This is a genomic window from Kitasatospora sp. SC0581, from assembly GCF_048159585.1.
Lineage (GTDB): Bacteria > Actinomycetota > Actinomycetes > Streptomycetales > Streptomycetaceae > Kitasatospora.
In genome coordinates, this window is the sequence record NZ_JBLRWA010000002.1 from 644,509 (window position 1) to 660,397 (window position 15,889).

The 15,889-nt window shown below is 70.7% G+C and carries 20 protein-coding genes and 2 pseudogenes; 11 read left to right on the top strand and 11 right to left on the bottom strand.

Annotated features, from left to right (window positions below; all coding sequences use genetic code 11):
- Positions 1 to 142: 142 nt before the first annotated feature.
- The 6 genes and pseudogenes from ACLWS4_RS06030 (at position 143) to ACLWS4_RS06055 (ending at position 4,899) form a co-directional block, all read left to right on the top strand.
- The gene (locus ACLWS4_RS06030; protein ID WP_416873526.1) at positions 143 to 1,111 is read left to right on the top strand and encodes a hypothetical protein; all 969 of its coding nucleotides are present in this window, start codon (positions 143 to 145) and stop codon (positions 1,109 to 1,111) included.
- 398 nt (positions 1,112 to 1,509) lie between these two features.
- Positions 1,510 to 1,947: pseudogene (locus ACLWS4_RS06035) on the top strand (trypsin-like peptidase domain-containing protein); the annotation flags it as partial.
- Between the two features lie 204 nt (positions 1,948 to 2,151).
- A pseudogene (locus ACLWS4_RS06040) lies at positions 2,152 to 2,877 on the top strand (putative Ig domain-containing protein); the annotation flags it as partial.
- Between the two features lie 76 nt (positions 2,878 to 2,953).
- Positions 2,954 to 3,619 carry an HAD family hydrolase gene (locus ACLWS4_RS06045; RefSeq protein ID WP_387819441.1) on the top strand — a complete coding sequence of 222 codons (666 nt, stop codon included), beginning with the start codon at positions 2,954 to 2,956 and terminating at the stop codon, positions 3,617 to 3,619.
- A 102-nt stretch (positions 3,620 to 3,721) separates the two neighbouring features.
- Positions 3,722 to 3,925, top strand: coding sequence for a hypothetical protein (locus ACLWS4_RS06050; RefSeq protein ID WP_416873527.1), 204 nt, complete (start codon positions 3,722 to 3,724; stop codon positions 3,923 to 3,925).
- Positions 3,926 to 4,002: 77 nt separating this feature from the next.
- Positions 4,003 to 4,899, top strand: coding sequence for an aminoglycoside phosphotransferase family protein (locus tag ACLWS4_RS06055; RefSeq protein ID WP_416873528.1), 897 nt, complete (start codon positions 4,003 to 4,005; stop codon positions 4,897 to 4,899).
- A 494-nt stretch (positions 4,900 to 5,393) separates the two neighbouring features.
- Here ACLWS4_RS06055 and ACLWS4_RS06060 read toward each other — a convergent pair whose 3' ends face one another.
- Positions 5,394 to 5,822 carry a GNAT family N-acetyltransferase gene (locus ACLWS4_RS06060; RefSeq protein ID WP_416873529.1) on the bottom strand — a complete coding sequence of 143 codons (429 nt, stop codon included), beginning with the start codon at positions 5,820 to 5,822 and terminating at the stop codon, positions 5,394 to 5,396.
- Positions 5,823 to 6,193: 371 nt separating this feature from the next.
- Between ACLWS4_RS06060 and hemC the strand changes: the two genes are divergently transcribed.
- On the top strand, positions 6,194 to 7,126 hold the full coding sequence (hemC, locus tag ACLWS4_RS06065) for a hydroxymethylbilane synthase (protein WP_416873530.1): 933 nt from the start codon (positions 6,194 to 6,196) through the stop codon (positions 7,124 to 7,126).
- Here the strand turns inward: hemC and ACLWS4_RS06070 are convergent.
- The 8 genes from ACLWS4_RS06070 to ACLWS4_RS06105 form a co-directional block, all read right to left on the bottom strand.
- Complete coding sequence (locus tag ACLWS4_RS06070) at positions 7,123 to 7,602, bottom strand: hypothetical protein (protein WP_416873531.1); 480 nt, start codon at positions 7,600 to 7,602, stop codon at positions 7,123 to 7,125. The genes hemC and ACLWS4_RS06070 overlap by 4 nt on opposite strands.
- Positions 7,590 to 7,745, bottom strand: coding sequence for a hypothetical protein (locus ACLWS4_RS06075; RefSeq protein ID WP_416873532.1), 156 nt, complete (start codon positions 7,743 to 7,745; stop codon positions 7,590 to 7,592). Before ACLWS4_RS06075 ends, ACLWS4_RS06070 begins: the two co-directional genes overlap by 13 nt.
- A gap of 384 nt (positions 7,746 to 8,129) precedes the next feature.
- Positions 8,130 to 8,681 (bottom strand): hypothetical protein, encoded by a 552-nt coding sequence (locus ACLWS4_RS06080; RefSeq protein WP_388048754.1) that lies wholly within the window; start codon positions 8,679 to 8,681, stop codon positions 8,130 to 8,132.
- Positions 8,682 to 8,695: 14 nt separating this feature from the next.
- Positions 8,696 to 9,112 (bottom strand): ATP-binding protein, encoded by a 417-nt coding sequence (locus ACLWS4_RS06085; RefSeq protein WP_416873533.1) that lies wholly within the window; start codon positions 9,110 to 9,112, stop codon positions 8,696 to 8,698.
- A 73-nt stretch (positions 9,113 to 9,185) separates the two neighbouring features.
- On the bottom strand, positions 9,186 to 9,707 hold the full coding sequence (locus ACLWS4_RS06090) for a GNAT family N-acetyltransferase (RefSeq protein ID WP_416873534.1): 522 nt from the start codon (positions 9,705 to 9,707) through the stop codon (positions 9,186 to 9,188).
- Positions 9,704 to 10,546, bottom strand: a complete 843-nt coding sequence (locus tag ACLWS4_RS06095) for a protein kinase domain-containing protein (RefSeq protein ID WP_416873535.1) — start codon at positions 10,544 to 10,546, stop codon at positions 9,704 to 9,706. Before ACLWS4_RS06095 ends, ACLWS4_RS06090 begins: the two co-directional genes overlap by 4 nt.
- Complete coding sequence (locus ACLWS4_RS06100) at positions 10,510 to 10,818, bottom strand: hypothetical protein (protein ID WP_416873536.1); 309 nt, start codon at positions 10,816 to 10,818, stop codon at positions 10,510 to 10,512. The genes ACLWS4_RS06095 and ACLWS4_RS06100 overlap by 37 nt, the downstream gene beginning before the upstream one ends.
- Before the next feature lie 138 nt (positions 10,819 to 10,956).
- Positions 10,957 to 11,373 carry an ATP-binding protein gene (locus ACLWS4_RS06105; RefSeq protein WP_416873537.1) on the bottom strand — a complete coding sequence of 139 codons (417 nt, stop codon included), beginning with the start codon at positions 11,371 to 11,373 and terminating at the stop codon, positions 10,957 to 10,959.
- 202 nt (positions 11,374 to 11,575) lie between these two features.
- On the opposite strand from ACLWS4_RS06105, the gene ACLWS4_RS06110 reads away from it, so the two are divergent.
- From ACLWS4_RS06110 to ACLWS4_RS06125, 4 genes are all read left to right on the top strand, one after another.
- Positions 11,576 to 12,331 carry a helix-turn-helix domain-containing protein gene (locus tag ACLWS4_RS06110; RefSeq protein ID WP_416873538.1) on the top strand — a complete coding sequence of 252 codons (756 nt, stop codon included), beginning with the start codon at positions 11,576 to 11,578 and terminating at the stop codon, positions 12,329 to 12,331.
- Positions 12,332 to 12,479: 148 nt separating this feature from the next.
- Positions 12,480 to 13,055, top strand: coding sequence for an HD domain-containing protein (locus ACLWS4_RS06115; protein WP_049650819.1), 576 nt, complete (start codon positions 12,480 to 12,482; stop codon positions 13,053 to 13,055).
- A gap of 67 nt (positions 13,056 to 13,122) precedes the next feature.
- Complete coding sequence (locus tag ACLWS4_RS06120) at positions 13,123 to 13,482, top strand: hypothetical protein (RefSeq protein WP_416873539.1); 360 nt, start codon at positions 13,123 to 13,125, stop codon at positions 13,480 to 13,482.
- Between the two features lie 263 nt (positions 13,483 to 13,745).
- On the top strand, positions 13,746 to 14,519 hold the full coding sequence (locus tag ACLWS4_RS06125) for a hypothetical protein (RefSeq protein WP_416873540.1): 774 nt from the start codon (positions 13,746 to 13,748) through the stop codon (positions 14,517 to 14,519).
- Here ACLWS4_RS06125 and ACLWS4_RS06130 read toward each other — a convergent pair.
- Positions 14,516 to 15,007, bottom strand: coding sequence for a VOC family protein (locus tag ACLWS4_RS06130; RefSeq protein ID WP_388048738.1), 492 nt, complete (start codon positions 15,005 to 15,007; stop codon positions 14,516 to 14,518). The genes ACLWS4_RS06125 and ACLWS4_RS06130 overlap by 4 nt on opposite strands.
- A 133-nt stretch (positions 15,008 to 15,140) precedes the next feature.
- A complete protein-coding gene (locus tag ACLWS4_RS06135) occupies positions 15,141 to 15,836 on the bottom strand; it encodes an aspartate/glutamate racemase family protein (protein ID WP_074002203.1) in 696 nt (231 codons plus the stop codon).
- Positions 15,837 to 15,889: the final 53 nt, after the last annotated feature.

Consider the following 15,889-nt stretch of genomic DNA (forward strand, 5'->3'; position numbering starts at 1 on the left):
AGTTGACCTCCGGAGACGGCCTCGGAGGGCCCCTCGGAGGTGACCGCCGGGTAATGGGTTGACGGGGTCGTTCGTGCTCGGGACCATGTGTGACCGCACGGCTGCGCGGTGTGCGCGCGGTCCGGCTACCCGGGGGTGGGGCATGAGGTTCACGGGGTCCGAGAGGTTCGTGGGGAAGGCCGCTCTGGCCGTCGGCACGGCGCTGGTGCTGGCGGCCTGCTCCGGTGGCGGGGGCGGTGGTTCGGCGGGCGGCTCGTCCGCGCCCGGGGCGGCGGGGACGGGGGTCTCGGCGAAGCCGACCGCGACGCCGACGCCGACCCCGACCCGGGCGCCGTACGGCCCGGTGCTCAGCGCGAGCGTCGACCCGGTCACCGTCGCGCTCGCCCAGGTGGCCGGCGCCAAGGACCTGGGCGACCTCGACACCGTGCTCGGCGGCATCGTCACCAGCGCGCAGGGCGCCGCCAAGTCCCTGAGCGTGGCGGACGAGCCGGCCGGGGTGACGGCGGCGCGGAAGGAACTGGTGGCGGCGCTGACCTCGCTCGCCACCGACGCCGGCAAGGTCCGCAGCGACATCAAGTTCCACGACGTCTGCGCGCTGAGCTCGGCCGAGGCCGAACTGGGCGCCTCCCAGGGGCTGGCGGCGGTGTCGGCGGCCCTCGTCACGATGACCGCGGCCGGCTACCAGACCACCTTCGCCGTCCCGCCGCTGCCCCAGCAGCAGTCCCGCGCGCTGGACAACGGCACCATGGTCCGGAAGGGGAAGCTGCGCGGCGAGGGCGTGTTCAAGGTCGAGAACGGCGGCAAGGTGGACGCCGTGGTGTCGCTCGCGCTGAACGGCAAGGCCGTGCACTCGGTGTTCGTCGGCAAGGGGCAGCACGCCAGTGTCGACGGCGTGGAGGACGGGACGTACGAGGTCTACGTCTCCGGCGGTGCGGACTGGGACTCCGACGCCAAGGGCTTCACCCAGAACTGCCAGTTCACCAAGTTCGAGGACACCTTCCCGTTCGAGACCGGCCGGACCGCGACCTCCTGGGAGATCACCCTCCAGCCGGTGGCCGACGGCAACGCCAAGACCAACGACGTGGACCCGAACGCCTTCCCGCAGCCGTAGCCGTAGCCGCAACCGCGACCGCAGCCGCAGCCGTATCCACTGCCCCGGCCCGTAACGGGCATACCGGGACGGGTCGTTGCCGTCGGATGGCACGGCCCGTGCCGGGCAGTGGCGAGTTCGGTCACACTCCTTGACCTCTTGAAGTGGCCATGGCACTTTCATGCGGCGCGGGCGTCGGCGACCAGTCGTACACCCCGCGATCCCCCACAAGGAGAGCCATGTTCAAGAGACTTGTCGCGGTGGCCGGTACGAGTGCCGTCGTCGCGGGCGGGCTGGCCTTCGCCGCCGCCCCCGCGCACGCCGTCCAGGCGGCCGACCTGACGTCCACCATCGCCCTGAGCAACTGCTCGGCCTCGCTGGTCCGTTACCCCACCTCGGCGGCCGGCGACCGGGCGCTGATGCTCACCAACGGACACTGCCTGCCGACCATGCCCTCGGCCGGCCAGGTCATCCAGAACACCACCGCCAGCCGCAGCGGCACCCTGCTGGACGGCGCGGGCAACAGCCTGGGCACCGTCCAGGCCGACAAGCTGCTCTACGCGACCATGACCGGCACCGACGTCGCCCTCTACCAACTCACCGACACCTACGGGTCGATCAGCTCCAAGTACGGCGCCACCGCGCTGACGATCAGCGACGCCCACCCGACCGACGGCGCGTCGATGTACATACCCTCGTCGTACTGGAAGCAGGTCTGGAACTGCTCCGTCAACGGCTTCGTGCCGACCCTGCGCGAGGACGCCTGGACCTGGCACGACTCGCTGCGCTACAGCTCCGGCTGCAACACCACGCACGGCACCTCCGGCTCGCCGATCGTCGACTCCGCCAGCGGCCGGATCGTCGGCATCAACAACACCGGCAACGACGACGGCGGCATGTGCACCCTCAACAACCCGTGCGAGGTGGCCGCCGACGGCACCACCAAGGCCTACAAGGGCCAGAGTTACGGTGAGGAGACGTACTGGTTCACCACCTGCCTGAACTCCTCCACCCGGGCCATCGACCTCAACGTGGCCGGCTGCCTGCTCACCAAGCCGGCCGGCAGCGCCGTCTCGGTGACCAACCCGGGCAACCAGTCCACCGCCGTCGGCGGCGCGGTCAACCTCCAGATCAACGCCTCCGGTGGCACCGCCCCGCTGTCCTACGCCGCGAGCGGCCTGCCCGCCGGGCTGTCGATCAACGCCTCCACCGGCGCGATCACCGGCACCGTCTCCACGGCGGGCGGCTCCACCGTCACCGTCACCGTGACGGACGCCGCCGGCAAGTCGGCCTCCACCAGCTTCACCTGGGCCGTCTCCACCGGTGGCGGCGGCTGCACCCCGGCCCAGCTGCTGGGCAACGAGGGCTTCGAGTCGGGCACGGCCACGCCGTGGACGACGTCGAGCGGTGTGGTGGACAGCAGTGCCTCGCAGGCGGCCCACAGCGGCTCCTGGAAGGCGTGGCTGAACGGCTACGGCTCCACCCACTCGGACTCGCTGTCGCAGACGGTGAGCATCCCGGCCGGCTGCAAGGCGACGCTGAGCTTCTGGCTGCACATCGACACCGCCGAGTCGGGCACCACCGCGTACGACAAGCTGACCGTCTCGGTGAACGGCACCGCGCTGAAGACCTACTCCAACGTGGACGCCGCGGCCGGCTACCAGCAGCGCACCTTCGACCTGTCGGCCTACGCGGGCCAGACGGTCACCGTGAAGTTCGTCGGGACCGAGGACGCCTCGCTCCAGACCAGCTTCGTGATCGACGACACCTCCATCCAGACCAGCTGACGCCAACGCCCGGGCGCCGGTGGCCAGTTCGACGGCCACCGGCCCCCGGGCACGGGCACCGGCCTATGCTGGTGGGATGATCAAGCCGATTGAGCTGGTGATTTTCGACTGCGACGGCGTCCTGGTGGACAGCGAGGTGATCGCCGTCCGGGTGCTGGTGCGGCTCGGCGAGGAGTACGGCTGGCCGCTGACCGAGGCGGAGGCGATCGAGCTCTTCGTCGGACGGTCCGAGGCGGCCAACCGGGCCACGGTCACCGAACGGCTCGGCGGCGAGACGGCGACGGTGTGGAGCAAGCGCTTCGTCGAACTGCACGCCGAGGCGGTGGACGCCGGACTGACCCCCGTGGACGGCCTGCCGGAGGCGCTGGCCGCGATCACCCTGCGCACCTGTGTGGCCTCCAGCGGCACCCACGAGAAGATGCGCCACACCCTGGGCCGGACCGGCCTCCACGACCACTTCGCCGGGCGGATCTTCAGCGCCACCGAGGTCGAGCGCGGCAAACCCGCACCGGACCTCTTCCTGCACGCCGCCCGCTCGATGGGCGTCGACCCGGCCGCCTGCGTGGTGGTCGAGGACAGCCGCCCCGGCGTCGAGGCCGCCCGCGCCGCCGGGATGCGCGCACTCGGCTACGCGGGCGGCGTCACCGCCGCGGAACGGCTGGCCGGGCCGGGCACCGTGGTCTTCGACGACATGCGCGAGCTGCCCGCCCTGATCGCGGCGGGCGCGGTCCACCAGGGCTAGCGGCTCGCCCGGTGGCGCCCCGAGCGCTATATTGAACACGTTCAAACATGGCTCGGGGTTGGGGGGCGCATGGACGTTGGGGCGCGCAGGGTGATCACGTGTATGGCGACCTGGGGGGTGCTCCTGGTGGTGGTCGTCCTGCTGCCGTTCCTCCCCGGCCGCTGGGGGGAGCACGACCGTCAGCGGGCCCTCGCGCTCCTGTGGTGGCTGCTCGTGTTCATCGGCCCGTTCGTGACCTGCGCCCTCAACCGGCGGTGGATCCACGCCAACGAGCGGAAGCCCGGGGGAGCCGCGCGCCGAGCCTGACCCCGGGCCCCGGCGGCCGTCGGTCCGGCGGCAAATCGGTTGCCGGGCGCGGCCCGGGGCTGGCAGGGTCGGGCGCTATGGCCTCCTCCCACAAGTTGCACGCCGACGAACTGGACATCGACGAGGCGTTGGTGCGCCGGATGGTCGCCGAGTGCTTCCCGCAGTGGGCCGGTCTGTCGGTCGAGCCGGTGGAACCGGCCGGGACCAGCAACGCGATGTACCGGCTCGGGGCGGAGCTGGTGGTGCGCGTCCCGCGGATCCCCGGGGTGGTCGAGGAGATCGCCAAGGAGGACGTCTGGCTGCGGCGGCTGGCCCCGCGGCTGCCGGTCCCGGTGCCGGTCCCGCTGGCCGTGGGCGGACCGGTCGACGGCTGCCCCTGGCCCTGGTCGGTGCTGCGCTGGCTCGACGGCACCACACCGGTGCCCGGTCGGATCGCCGAACCCGGGGCGCTGGCCGGGGACTTGGCCGACTTCGTGACGGCCATCCGCCGGATCGACCCGACCGGTGCCCCGGCCGCCCACCGCAGCGAGTCGCTGGCCTCGCGGGACGCCGGGACCAGGACCTCGATCGCGGCCGTGGCGGACCTCGTCGACGCCCCCGCCGCGACCGCCGCCTGGGAGCGGGCCCTGGCGGCCCCCGCGCCCACCGGCCCGCCGGTCTGGCTCCACGGGGACCTCCAGCCCGGCAACCTGCTGGTGTCCCCGGACGGCCGGCTGAGCGCCGTCATCGACTTCGGCTGCGCGGGCCTCGGCGAACCGGCCGTCGACCTGATCCCCGCCTGGTACGTCCTGCCCGCCGCCGCCCGTGAGACGTTCCGCGAGGCCGCGGCCCCCGACGACGCGGCCTGGGACCGCGCCCGCGGCTGGGCCCTGTCCGTCGCGCTGATGGAAGTCTCCTACTACCGGGACAGCGACCCGAGGATGACCGCCATCGCCCGCCACGTCATCGCCGAGGTGCTGGCCGACCACGCGTAGGCGTACGGGCCGCTCCCCGCCCGCGAGACGACGGGCGGGGAGCGGGCCGGGCCGTCGGCAGGTCAGCCGATCGACAGCCAGCCCGAGTACGTGTCGGTCAGCACCAACAGCCCTGGATGTGCCCCGTCTCGCGCTCGAGACCACCGGTGCTGACGAGGCGGCCGCCAGGGCGGAACAACTGGTGAACGCCCTCGGCTGAGTTCAACCGGCGGACCGCAGAACTGCGGCACCTCGCCCGTGCACGGAACCTTGGGTAGAGCCAGAGTTGAGAAATCTTTCAGGGCCGGCCCGCGTGCAAGCACACGGGCCCGCCCAAACAGATCCGCTGCCTGCCCGCCCACCCCTTCCACAAAAGCCCTGGGCGGCCCCGGCCAGCCCTGGCCGGGGCCGCCGAACGCACAGCTGAGCCTGTTGCCGCTTCGGCCTGGCCGAAGCGGCAACGGCACCACCACACCTGCGCAGGAAGTCGGCGGGGCCGAAGTCAACCGTGGTTTTCAGGACTCCGCCGGAGCTCGGCGCTCCGGGGCCAGTACCTGCCACCGTCGGACGGCCATGCCTCTCAGCGGCAGCATTCCGAGCTTCTCGTAATACGCGCGCAGCGGCTCGTCGCAGGTCAGGTCCACGGAGTACAGATGTTCCGCCTCGGCGAGGACCCGCCGGACCAACTGCCCGCCGATGCCTTGCCCCTGGTATTCGGGCAAGACCTCCAGCCACGGGATGAAGCCCGTGAGGACCCCGTCGCTGATCATGTTGACGAAGCCCACGACGCGCCCCGTCCCGGCATCCAGGGCAACCACGACCCGGTAACTGCCCTTGAGTACGGCAAGGTGCTGCGCGGCCGTCGGCGGTGCGGGCCAGCCTACGAAGAACCCGGAAAGGTCCTGCTCCGCAAGACCGGAGAGATCGGTGCTGTAGTTGATCACCGGCGCATCCTGTCAGAGCGAAGCACGCGCTCTGGAGGAGACCGTCAGCCCCGGCTGTCCGCGACCGCGATTTCAGCGATGCTCCGTACCGGGGCGTGGAGAGCCGGTCTTCGAGAAATCGTCGACTGTCAGGCCGTGTTGGCCCTGATCGCGAGACTCGGCATGAAGCACAACGCGCCGCCCGGATCACCATCCGGACGGCGCGTCACACAGGGCGAACGTTGCTTGATGCGGCACTCGGCCGACGACGGTTCGGGTGGTGTACGTCCCCCGTGGACTCTTTCCCGGTTTCCGACATAACGTCGGAAACCGGGCGTGTTCGATGCGGGTAGCATGCGGCCAACGCCTCGTCTGATGCTGGGAGTTGGCTTATGAGCACACTGGTGGTGGGGTCGCGGGCCAGTCACCTGGCGCGGGCTCAGGTCAGGGAGTACCTGGCGCGGCTGCGGGAGCGCTTCCCCGGCGTGGTGTTCCGCCGGCGAGTGATCACGGAGGCCGGTGATCAGGACCGCAGGTCGGCTCTGAGGGATGTCTCGGAGCGCGGCGGCGGCTCGGCGTTCTCGGTGAACCAGGTGAACGCGCTGGTGTCCGGTGAGGTCGACGTGATCGTGCACTCGCTCAAGGACCTGCCGACCGCGAACCCGCCCGGCCTGATCCTCCTGCCCCCACCCACCCGTGCGGACGTGCACGACGCCCTGTGCGGCTCGACGCTGGCGGACCTTCCGTACGGGGGCAGGATCGGGACGTCGGCGTCGCGCCGGATCGCCCAGCTGCTGCACGTCCGTCCGGACTTGGTGCCGGTGGAGATCCGGGGGAACGTCCCGACCAGGCTCGGCAAGCTCAGGACGCAGCAGCTGGACGCTGTCGTCCTGGCGGCCGCCGGGATCAAGCGGCTCGGCCGCGGCGAGGAGATCAGCGAGATCCTGCCGGTCGGGCTGTTTCCGCCGTCTCCCGGGCAGGGCGCGCTGGGCATCCAGATCCGGGAGGACAACGAGTGGGCCCGCGAGGTCCTGGCCGGGGCCGGTGACCTCGTGACCGACGTGGAAGTGCGGGCCGAGCGGGCGATGCTGGGGGAGCTCCACGGCGGATGCTCGGTGCCGGTCGGTGCGTTCGGCAAGGCCGACGGCGGCGTGCTGACCCTGCACGGGCAGGTCACCTCCGTGGACGGCGGGCGGCAGGTGGAGGCCCGGCTCTCCGGCCCGGTGAGCGAGCCGGAGAAGCTGGGCGTGCTCGTAGCCGGCCTCCTGCTGGACCAGGGCGCGGAGGGCATCCTGGCGGAGGTCCGGCCCACTGCAGCCGCTTAGGCGTGTAGGCGGGCCAGGTCCAGGGCCGCGTAGGTGATGATCCGGTCCGCTCCGGCCCGTTTGAGCATGGTGAACAGCTCCGCGAGCGGGCGGAAGTCCCGCTGTCCGGTGGCCGGGTCGGGCGGGGCGAGGCGGGTGTACTCGCCGGAGACGGAGAACGGCATCAGCGGGGCTGCCGTCCTGACCCTGAGGCTGGCGAGCACGTCCACCGACAGCATCCCCGGCTCCAGCAGCAGCATGTCCGCCCCCTCGCCGAGGAAGGCGAGTCCGGTGTCGACGGCGGTCTCCGGACTGCAAGGGCTGATCTGGAACGGGCGGCGGGCGGCGGGGGCGGGGCTGGCCCGCATAGTGGTGCGGTAGCCCTCATAGAGGGCGGAGTCGAAGATCAGGTGCGGCATGGTCGCCACGTCCCGGTGACCGGCCTCGTCCAGCGCCTGCCGCACGGCCCGGGTGGTACCCCGGGTCATCGCGGCCATGCCGGGCTCGGTGTCTTGACGGCGCGGATGGCCCGCACCATCAGGCTGTCCGACGCGACGGCACCGGCGGCCAGCTCGTCGCGGCGCAGACTGTTGGCGAACACCTCCACCGAGCGGATGCCGACGGCGGTCAAGTCCCGCACGGCCTGCGGGATCTCGGGGACGGTGATGGCCGACAGCCGAATAGCGCTTCACCCCACCACGCAGCGCCGCTACCGCTGCGTAGGAAGTCGGCCGGGCCGACTTCCTGTGCGCGGCGAGCCGACCCGCCGTGCGGGTCCGGTGACCGATCAATGTCGTCGGGCGGGCCCGCCCGACGACAAGAAAAGGCGAGGGAAGCACCCCGCATTCCGTCCCTTTCAGGAACCCGCTAGAGCAACGGCGGCCCCGGCCACGCATGGCCAGGGCCGCCGAAACCACCGCCGAGCAGCACTCGCTTCACCCCATCATCCGTCGCCGCTTCAGCCTGGCCGAAGCGGCGACGGGCCGCTCTTGCGTAGGAAGTCGGCGAGGCCGACTTCCTGTGTTTACGGGTGGGTTGCCCGGGTGCGGCAGTGGGTGAGGGCGTAGGTGATGCGGCGGTCGGAGGGGAGGGTGGTGGCGAGGAGTTCGCCGGCGGTGACGAGGGTGGTCCAGTAGAGGGTGGGGTCGCCGGTGCGGGGGAGGGGGTGGGTGGCGGTGAGGGAGAGGTAGGCGGTGGTGAGGTTGCCGGTGGTGAACCAGCGCTGGAGGCCGTGACGGTGGCCGGGGCGGAGGCTGCCGTGGGCGTCGACGGCGGCCAGGAGGTGTTCGACGACGGCGAGTTCGGTGTCGGTGAGGGACTTGGGGATGTCGAAGACGCCGAGGGCTTCGAGGAGTTCGCCGGTGTCGGTCTCGCTGGCGGGGTGGTGGTCGGCGAGGAGGGCGTCGTAGCACTCGGCCAGGCGGCGGGTGGTTTCGGCGAGGGGGATGTCGAGGGCGAGGCAGACGGCGCGTGCGACGGGCAGGGGCGGGTGGCCGAGGCGGGCGATGAGGGCATAGGTGGCGGCGGGTGTGGTGCCACGGGAGAGGGTGTGCCGGGCGAGGGTTGTGAGGTGCATGGAGAGTCGGGCTTTCAGACGGTGGTGGGGGCGATGTGGGCCCAGACGAACTTGCCGATGCCGTACGGGCGGGAGGCGCAGCCCCAGCGATCGGCCAGCTCGTTGACGAGGTAGAGGCCGCGCCCGTGCTCGTCGTCAGGCGCGGCGGTACGGACCGACGGGCGGCCGCTACCGGCGTCGTGTACCTCCAGCCGCAGCCGGGAGCCGGTGAGGGCGAAGCGGACTTCGATGTGGCAGTCGTCGGGTCCGTCGGAGTGCTGGACGGCGTTGGCGAAGAGCTCGCCGAGGAGCAGTTCGGCGGTGTCGCGGTAGCGGTCCCCGGAGGGCAGCCCGGAGAGGTAGGCCCGGATCAAGTACCGGGCCAGGGGCGCGGATTCGGCCCGGGAGGAGAGCCGGGCGACGAAAGCCCGGGGGCGACGGGAAGTGGGCATGAGGGAGCACCTTGGAAGCAAAATGAGAGGGGGTCATCCACGTCATCGTTGGCGATCTGCCAGCGATAGACGGTCAGTTGCCCATGGCAGTAGTAGGTTCGCCACCGGGCGGTTGTCTGATCTGCTCGTGTCCCGGTTCGGTGGATCCGAGGGCGTAGGTCTTGAAGCCGTTGCGTTCGCCGGTGGGGGTGAACCCCGTCTTGCGGAGGACGCGGCCGGAGGCGGGGTTCTCCGGGCGGTGCTTGGCGCGGACCTCCGGTAGACCGAGGCGACCAAAGGCGAGGGCGAGGAGCCTGCGGACCCCTTCGGTGGCGTAGCCGCGGCCCCAGGCGTCCGCGCGCAGGATGTAGCTGATGGCCGTGACGGGGCTGTCGCGATGGAGCTTGACGACGCCGAGGAGGTCACCGTCGACGTCGAGGCCGAGCACGTACAGCGTGCGCGGTGACTGTGCCGCTGCCGCCGTGATGTCGCGCAGGCGGTAGCGGGCTTCGTCGGCGTCCATGGGTGCGCGGCCCAGGTACTTCGTCGACTCCGCGCTGTAGATCCGGAGCAGGGCTTCCTCGTCGCCGGGGCGCAGCTCCCGCAGCTCGATCATCCGCCCACCGCTTCGATGAGCTTGGCCAGTTCGGCGGCGGTGGGCCGCTCGTCGGGGGCGGCCAGCAGGACGCAGCGCAGCCGGGCCTGAAGGGCGGGCCAGGGCATCGTGGTGGACATGGGGACGGCTCGGTGGGCGATGGCCTTGCGGATCTCCTCCACGGGCGTGCCCTTGGGGAGGCCTGCGGTGTCGTAGTCCAGCGGCCACTTCCCGGTGGTGCAGGTCCACAGGGTGCCGGCGAGGGCGTAGACGTCGGCGGTCTGGGTCGTGGTGACGGGCTGGGGGCCGTTGATGATCCGGGCGGCCAGTTCGGGAGCGGTGAGGTGGATCATCGTGCCCTCGAACGTCGGCCACGGGATGCTGTCGATCCTGCGGGACCAGGCGAAGTCAATGAGGCGCACCTTGTCCTCGCCGTGGATGCCGTGTGCGGGTTGGAGGTCGCCGTGCACCCACCCGTCGGCGTGGAAGTCCGCCACGGCGCGGCACAGTCCGGCGGCGGCGGCGAGGGCTTCGTCCTTCCCGCCGTCGCCCTTGCGCACGGTGCGGAAGACCTGCCAGGTGGAGGGGCCAGCCAGCCACGGGGTGACGTACCAGATGCCGTCGGCGAAGCGGCCGGCGGTCACGGTGTAGCCGGGGAGTTGGTCGAGGACGGAGGCTTCGCGGGCGGTGACCTCGGCGGCCCCGCCGGTGCCGAGCTTGATGCTCACCACACCGCGCGGACCGCTGGCCTTCCACACCGCCGAGCCCCGGCGGTTGCTGACCTCCGTCAGCTCGACCGGCCCACAGAAGGCCTCCGCCGTCCTCAGCGCTTCGCGGGCCTCGGCAAGGAACTCGCCCATTCTCGAACTGCCTTCCATTCACAAGAGATGTGCTTGAACACGTCTCGGCCGTCGTCAACCGACACTGCCAGCGCCGCCGCGAGGTCGGGGGTGGTCTCCAGGAATCGCGGGTCCAGCGACCGGACGCCCGCCCGTACCGGGAGGAACGAGAAGGGCGGCGGCGGGATCCGCTGCCCGCGCCGGCCGGTCTCGGCAGCGCCCTGGGGGAACTTGCCGAACATGACTTCGACCGGGGCGTACAGGTGCTTCAGCGCCCAGTGCGGCCAGGCCATCAAGTCTCGGTGGTCGGCGCCTTCGCAGTGCCCGCGCAGCACGACGTTCTCGCACGCGAGGAGACCGAGCGGCCCTGGAGCCAGCCGGTGGTGGCGTGTGCAGTGGCGCGCTGGATCGTGGTCATCTTGGCCTCTCGATCAGACGGTGGTGGGGGCGATGTGGGCCCAGACGAACTTGCCGATGTCGTACGGGCGGGAGGCGCAGCCCCAGCGCTCGGCGAGCTCGTTCACGAGGAACAGTCCACGCCCGTGCTCGTCGTCGTGAGCGGCGATGCGGAGGGAGGGGAGGGCGGTGCGGGCATCGTGGACTTCGAGCCGCAAGCGGGAGTTGACCAGCGTGAAGCGGACCTCGATGGGCCGATCATCGGGCGCGTTGGCGTGCTGGACGGCATTGGCGAAGAGTTCGCCGAGGAGGAGCTCGGCGGCATCACGGTAGCGGTCCCCGGAGGGTAGTCCGGAGAGGTAGGCCCGGAGCAAGTACCGGGCCAGGGGCGCGGATTCGGTCCGTGAGTCGAGGCGCGCGACGAACATGCGGGGGCGGCAGGACGTGAGCATGAGGGAGTACCTCGTAGGAAGAGGAAACGGGTCAGTCGAACTGCGTCCGGTGATTGATCGATGACGATCGGTCACCTTCAGAGGGCTTGATGATGCCCTGGGAGGTCAGTCCATTGCGACGCCGCATAGACGTCTATTCGACGTCCCGGCAAGGCGTCATGTCGGCGTCATTCGGAAGAGGTCTGCCTCTATGGTGGGTTTCATGACGACACCCAACGAGATCCTGAGGGCCGTGCGCCTCGGACTTCGTCTCAGTCAGGACGAGTTCGCGAAACGTCTGAGGGCTGTCGGGACGGCCCAGGGGGAGCCCAATGACGCCAGCAAGCGTCTCGTGCAGCGCTGGGAGTCAGGGGAGGTCAGGTCGCCCCGCCCGGTGTACGTTCGAGCCCTTGAGGCTGTCACCAAACTTTCGGTGGACCGCCTCGGCTTCGGATCACCACAGCTACCGCCAAGGGTCAGCGTGAACGGTACGGGAGGCCATGACATGAGCAGCGACGAACCGGGCGTGCCCGTGCAGGCCGCACTCGCTCCCACGGGTGAGGACTATTCGGGGGTCTGGGTCAGCCATTACGAGTTCTTCAGCAGTAGCCGGGAGAACACGTTCACCGGCCTGCACCACGTCGTACTGTCCCAGAGCGGGAACCGGATCACAGGCCGGTCGCTCCCCGGTGCGTCGTCCAATCCCGACTCGCCGCTGTCGTTCGACCTCACCGTCGACCGGAACGTCGTGACGGGCTCGTGGGTGGAGCAGACCGCACAGGACGGCTACTACCAGGGGGCCAGGTACCACGGCGCCATTCAGTTGCTGGTCGATCCGACCGGGCGCCGCATGGCCGGCAAGTGGGTCGGCTTCGGCAAGGAGTTCGACGTCAACACCGGGCCCTGGGAGCTGCGCCTGCTGGAGAAGTCCACGGCGGATGAGGTCTTGAGTCGCTACAGCGTGCCGCCGGAGGCGTAGCACGCTTCACCGCGCTGGCGCGGCGAGCCCCCGTGTCGATTTGATGGTGACGGCCTTTCACGGTGGCCCGTCGAGAGTCGGAGTCTGTGTATTACGGTCTGTGGGTAGGCGGTTGCAGCGACAATCGCTCCGGCAGCGAAGGACAGCCATGACGGACGACAAGCAGGCGAGGGGCACCGCGAGCTACCTGTTCGAGGCGGGCATGCTCAAGCGGGCGAAGCGCCAGGGCTGGTGGATCGCCGGCGTCAAGGATCCCGAGTCGATCGCCGAGCACTCGTTCCGGACGGGTGTCATCGGCGCGGTGCTCGCGATGATGGAGGGTGCCGACCCGGCCAAGGTCGCCCTGCTGTGCCTCTTCCACGACACCCAGGAGACCCGGGTCAGCGATATCCCGCACATCAGTCGGCGCTACCTCACCGCGGCGTCGAACGAGCGGGTGACCGCCGACCAGGTCAGCGCCGCCCACCCGGCCGTCGTTGCCGGACTCCAGGCCCTCGTGGAGGAGTACGAGAACGCCGAGAACCTGGAAGTCACCGTCGCCCACGACGCGGACAAGCTGGAGTGCCTGATCCAGGCCGTGGAGTACCGCGAGCAGGGCTACCGGAACGTGCAGCCGTGGATCGACAGCAGCCTCGGCAGCCTCAAGACCGAGTCGGCCCACGCCCTCGCCGAAGCCGCACTGACCATGACGTCCCTGGAGTGGCAGAAGGTCTACCTCGCGTGACGCCACCGACGCTCGTCTTCGACCGCTTCTCGGCGCTTGACAGTGCCGTCTGACAAAGGAGTTACGCATGTCGACTGATGGGCGGATTTTCCGCGAGGCTTGGATCGCGGGCGTGTCGAAGCACTACCCGGGCGAGCCGAAGGCGGGCTATGTCGCCCCGTGGGAGGAGACCCCCGAGTGGGAGCGGGAGTGCGCCGCTGCCGTGTTCGGCCAGGTCCGGGACTTCATCAGTGTGAGCGGCGGGAACACGTCCAAGCTCACCCGGGAGCAGAAGGGCCGCTTCGTCGCTACGTGTTGGATCGCTCAGATCCACAAGCACATCGAGAATCCGAAGCCGGGCTATGTCGCCGACTGGGTCGATCTGCCGTCGTGGCAGCAGGAGACCGATGCGGACATCTTCGAAGCGATCGAACGTGCCCTTTCCTGAACACCGTGCTCGGCGCGGGAAGTCGGCCCCGCCGACTTCCCACGCCAAAGGTAGGGGCGTGCGTGATGTGGGGGTCCGGGCTTCACGCTCGAACGGTTCGCACTCTTCGTAGTCGCTGTGCTACTTTCCGCATCATCGACAGAACATAGGAGACCCCGGCGGTGCTGTAACACCCCGGGGTCTGGCACCAGGAGATAGAGCTCCAGATGCGGATTCATCGTAGCGCGCGCACGCGCGCGTTCACCGTTCTTCCGAACGGCCTGTTGCAGGACCGTCGACTCAGCTACACCGCTCGTGGCCTCCTCGCCGACCTGCTCTCCCGCCCCGACGGGTGGCGGGAGGACGGGCGGCAGATGGCGGACAGCAGTCCGCAGGGGCGGGGCGCCGTCCGGCGGGCGCTCAAGGAGCTGACCAGCGCCGGGTACTACCGGGTCGACACCGTCCGGATGGCCGACGGGACCATCCGGTCCGAGGCCCATGTCTTCGACACCCCGCAGCCCGAACCGGCTGTCCCCCGCCCGGCTTCCGGTGGGCGAGGGACCGGCCGCACTGTCACCCCTCCCGTAAAGGACCCGGGACAAGAACCCACCCTCCCGGATGAACGGACGCGGGCCGCCGTGGCCACCCTGTTCCGGGTGATCAGGCCCGAACCCCGCCTGCGCCTCGGCGAGGCCGAGGCCCGCGCGCTGGCACCGCTCGTCACGCAGTGGCTGGAACGGGGCTGCGACGAAGCAGAGTTGGCCCACGCCCTGCTCCCCGGACTGCCGCAGCCGATGCACTCCCCGGTGGCGATCCTCCGGGACCGCCTTCAGCGCAAGCTGCCACCGGAGCGCCCCGAAACCCCACCGGCCTCGTACGCCGAGTGCGGCCGCTGCCACGACCCGGTGCCCCGCCCCGGCATCTGCCGCGCCTGCGCGGGCCTGGGCACGAGAACCGTCGCCGTCGGCACCGGCGCGCCCGCCACTCCCGGAGGCGTCGCCCGCGCCCGCGCCGCCCTGCGCGGGTGGCCCGGGCGGCCGGTCGCCGCGAACTCCTAGCTGGCGAAGCCGCCTTCGGGGCGGATGATCTCCAGGTTGGTGCCGTCCGGGTCGTTGAAGTAGGCGACCCGGGTGCCGAGGGCGGCGTCCGGGGTGACCTCGCCTTCGATGAAGGTGTAGTCGTCGCCGAGGAAGTCGTAGCCGGCGTCCTTCATCCGCGAGTACACGGCGTCGAAGTCGTCGACCCGCAGGCACAGGTGCATCGAGCCGGGCCGGTTGGCCACGCCGCCGGTCCGCTCGCCGACCGGCTCCTGGAACTGGATGAGGTCGATGCCGAGGCTGTTGTCCAGGTTGATCGTGGCGTAGCGCAGCTTCGCCACGGGCAGGCCCTGCGACTTCCCGAACGGCACGCTGTGCATGGTGCCCTGTGCGACGGGCTCCCGCCCGGTGAGGGCCGTGTAGAAGGCGATCGACGCGTCCAGGTCGGAGACCGAGATGCCGACGTGGGCGGCGAGGGTGAGGTTGATCGGGGTGCTGGAAACGGCCATGGTCGTCCCTCTCGTTCGCGCTCCGTGGCCCCCGGTTTCGGGGGGCGGCGCGGGGCGGAGTGCTGGAGAAACCGGTCCGCTCACCATTGTCCCGGTGCCCGCCGACCGCGCACCTCAGGGCGGCGGTCGGGGTTCAGGGGCCGGCCAGGGCGGCGTCGACCGCCGCTTCGGCGTGCAGCCGGGTGGTGGGGAAGACGGGCACCGGGCTGTCCTCCGGCCGGACGAGCAGTTCGATCTCGGTGCAGCCGAGGACGATGCCTTCCGCGCCCCCGGCCACCAGTTCCCCGATCACCCGCCGGTAGGCCGCCCGGGACTCCTCGCGGACCAGTCCGACGCACAGTTCCTCGTAGATCACCCGGTGGACCAGGGCGCGCGAGTCGGCTTGCGGCACCTGGACGTCCAGGCCGCCCGCCGCCAACCGGCCGCGGTAGAAGTCCTGTTCCATCGTGAAGGCCGTCCCGAGCAGTCCGACCCGCCGCAGGCCCGCCGCCCGGACGGCCGCCGCCGTGGTGTCGGCCAGGTGCAGCAGGGGGACGGAGACCGCCGCCGCGACCTGGTCGGCGACCTTGTGCATGGTGTTGGTGCAGATCAGCAGCAGGTCGGCGCCGGCCGCCTCCAGTGACCGGGCCGCGTCGGCGAGGACTTCGCCGGCCTCCTCCCACCGGCCGGCCGTCTGCAGCCGCTCGATCTGCGCGAAGTCGACGGAGTAGAGCACGAGTCGGGCGGAGTGCAGTCCGCCGAGGCGCTCGCGGGTGAGTCGGTTCAGCAGGCGGTAGTACTCGGCGGTGGATTCCCAGCTCATGCCGCCGATCAGGCCGATGGTCTTCATGGGGCCATTTATAAGTCCGAATCGAAATGCGAGGCAAGTGCATAAGTAAATCT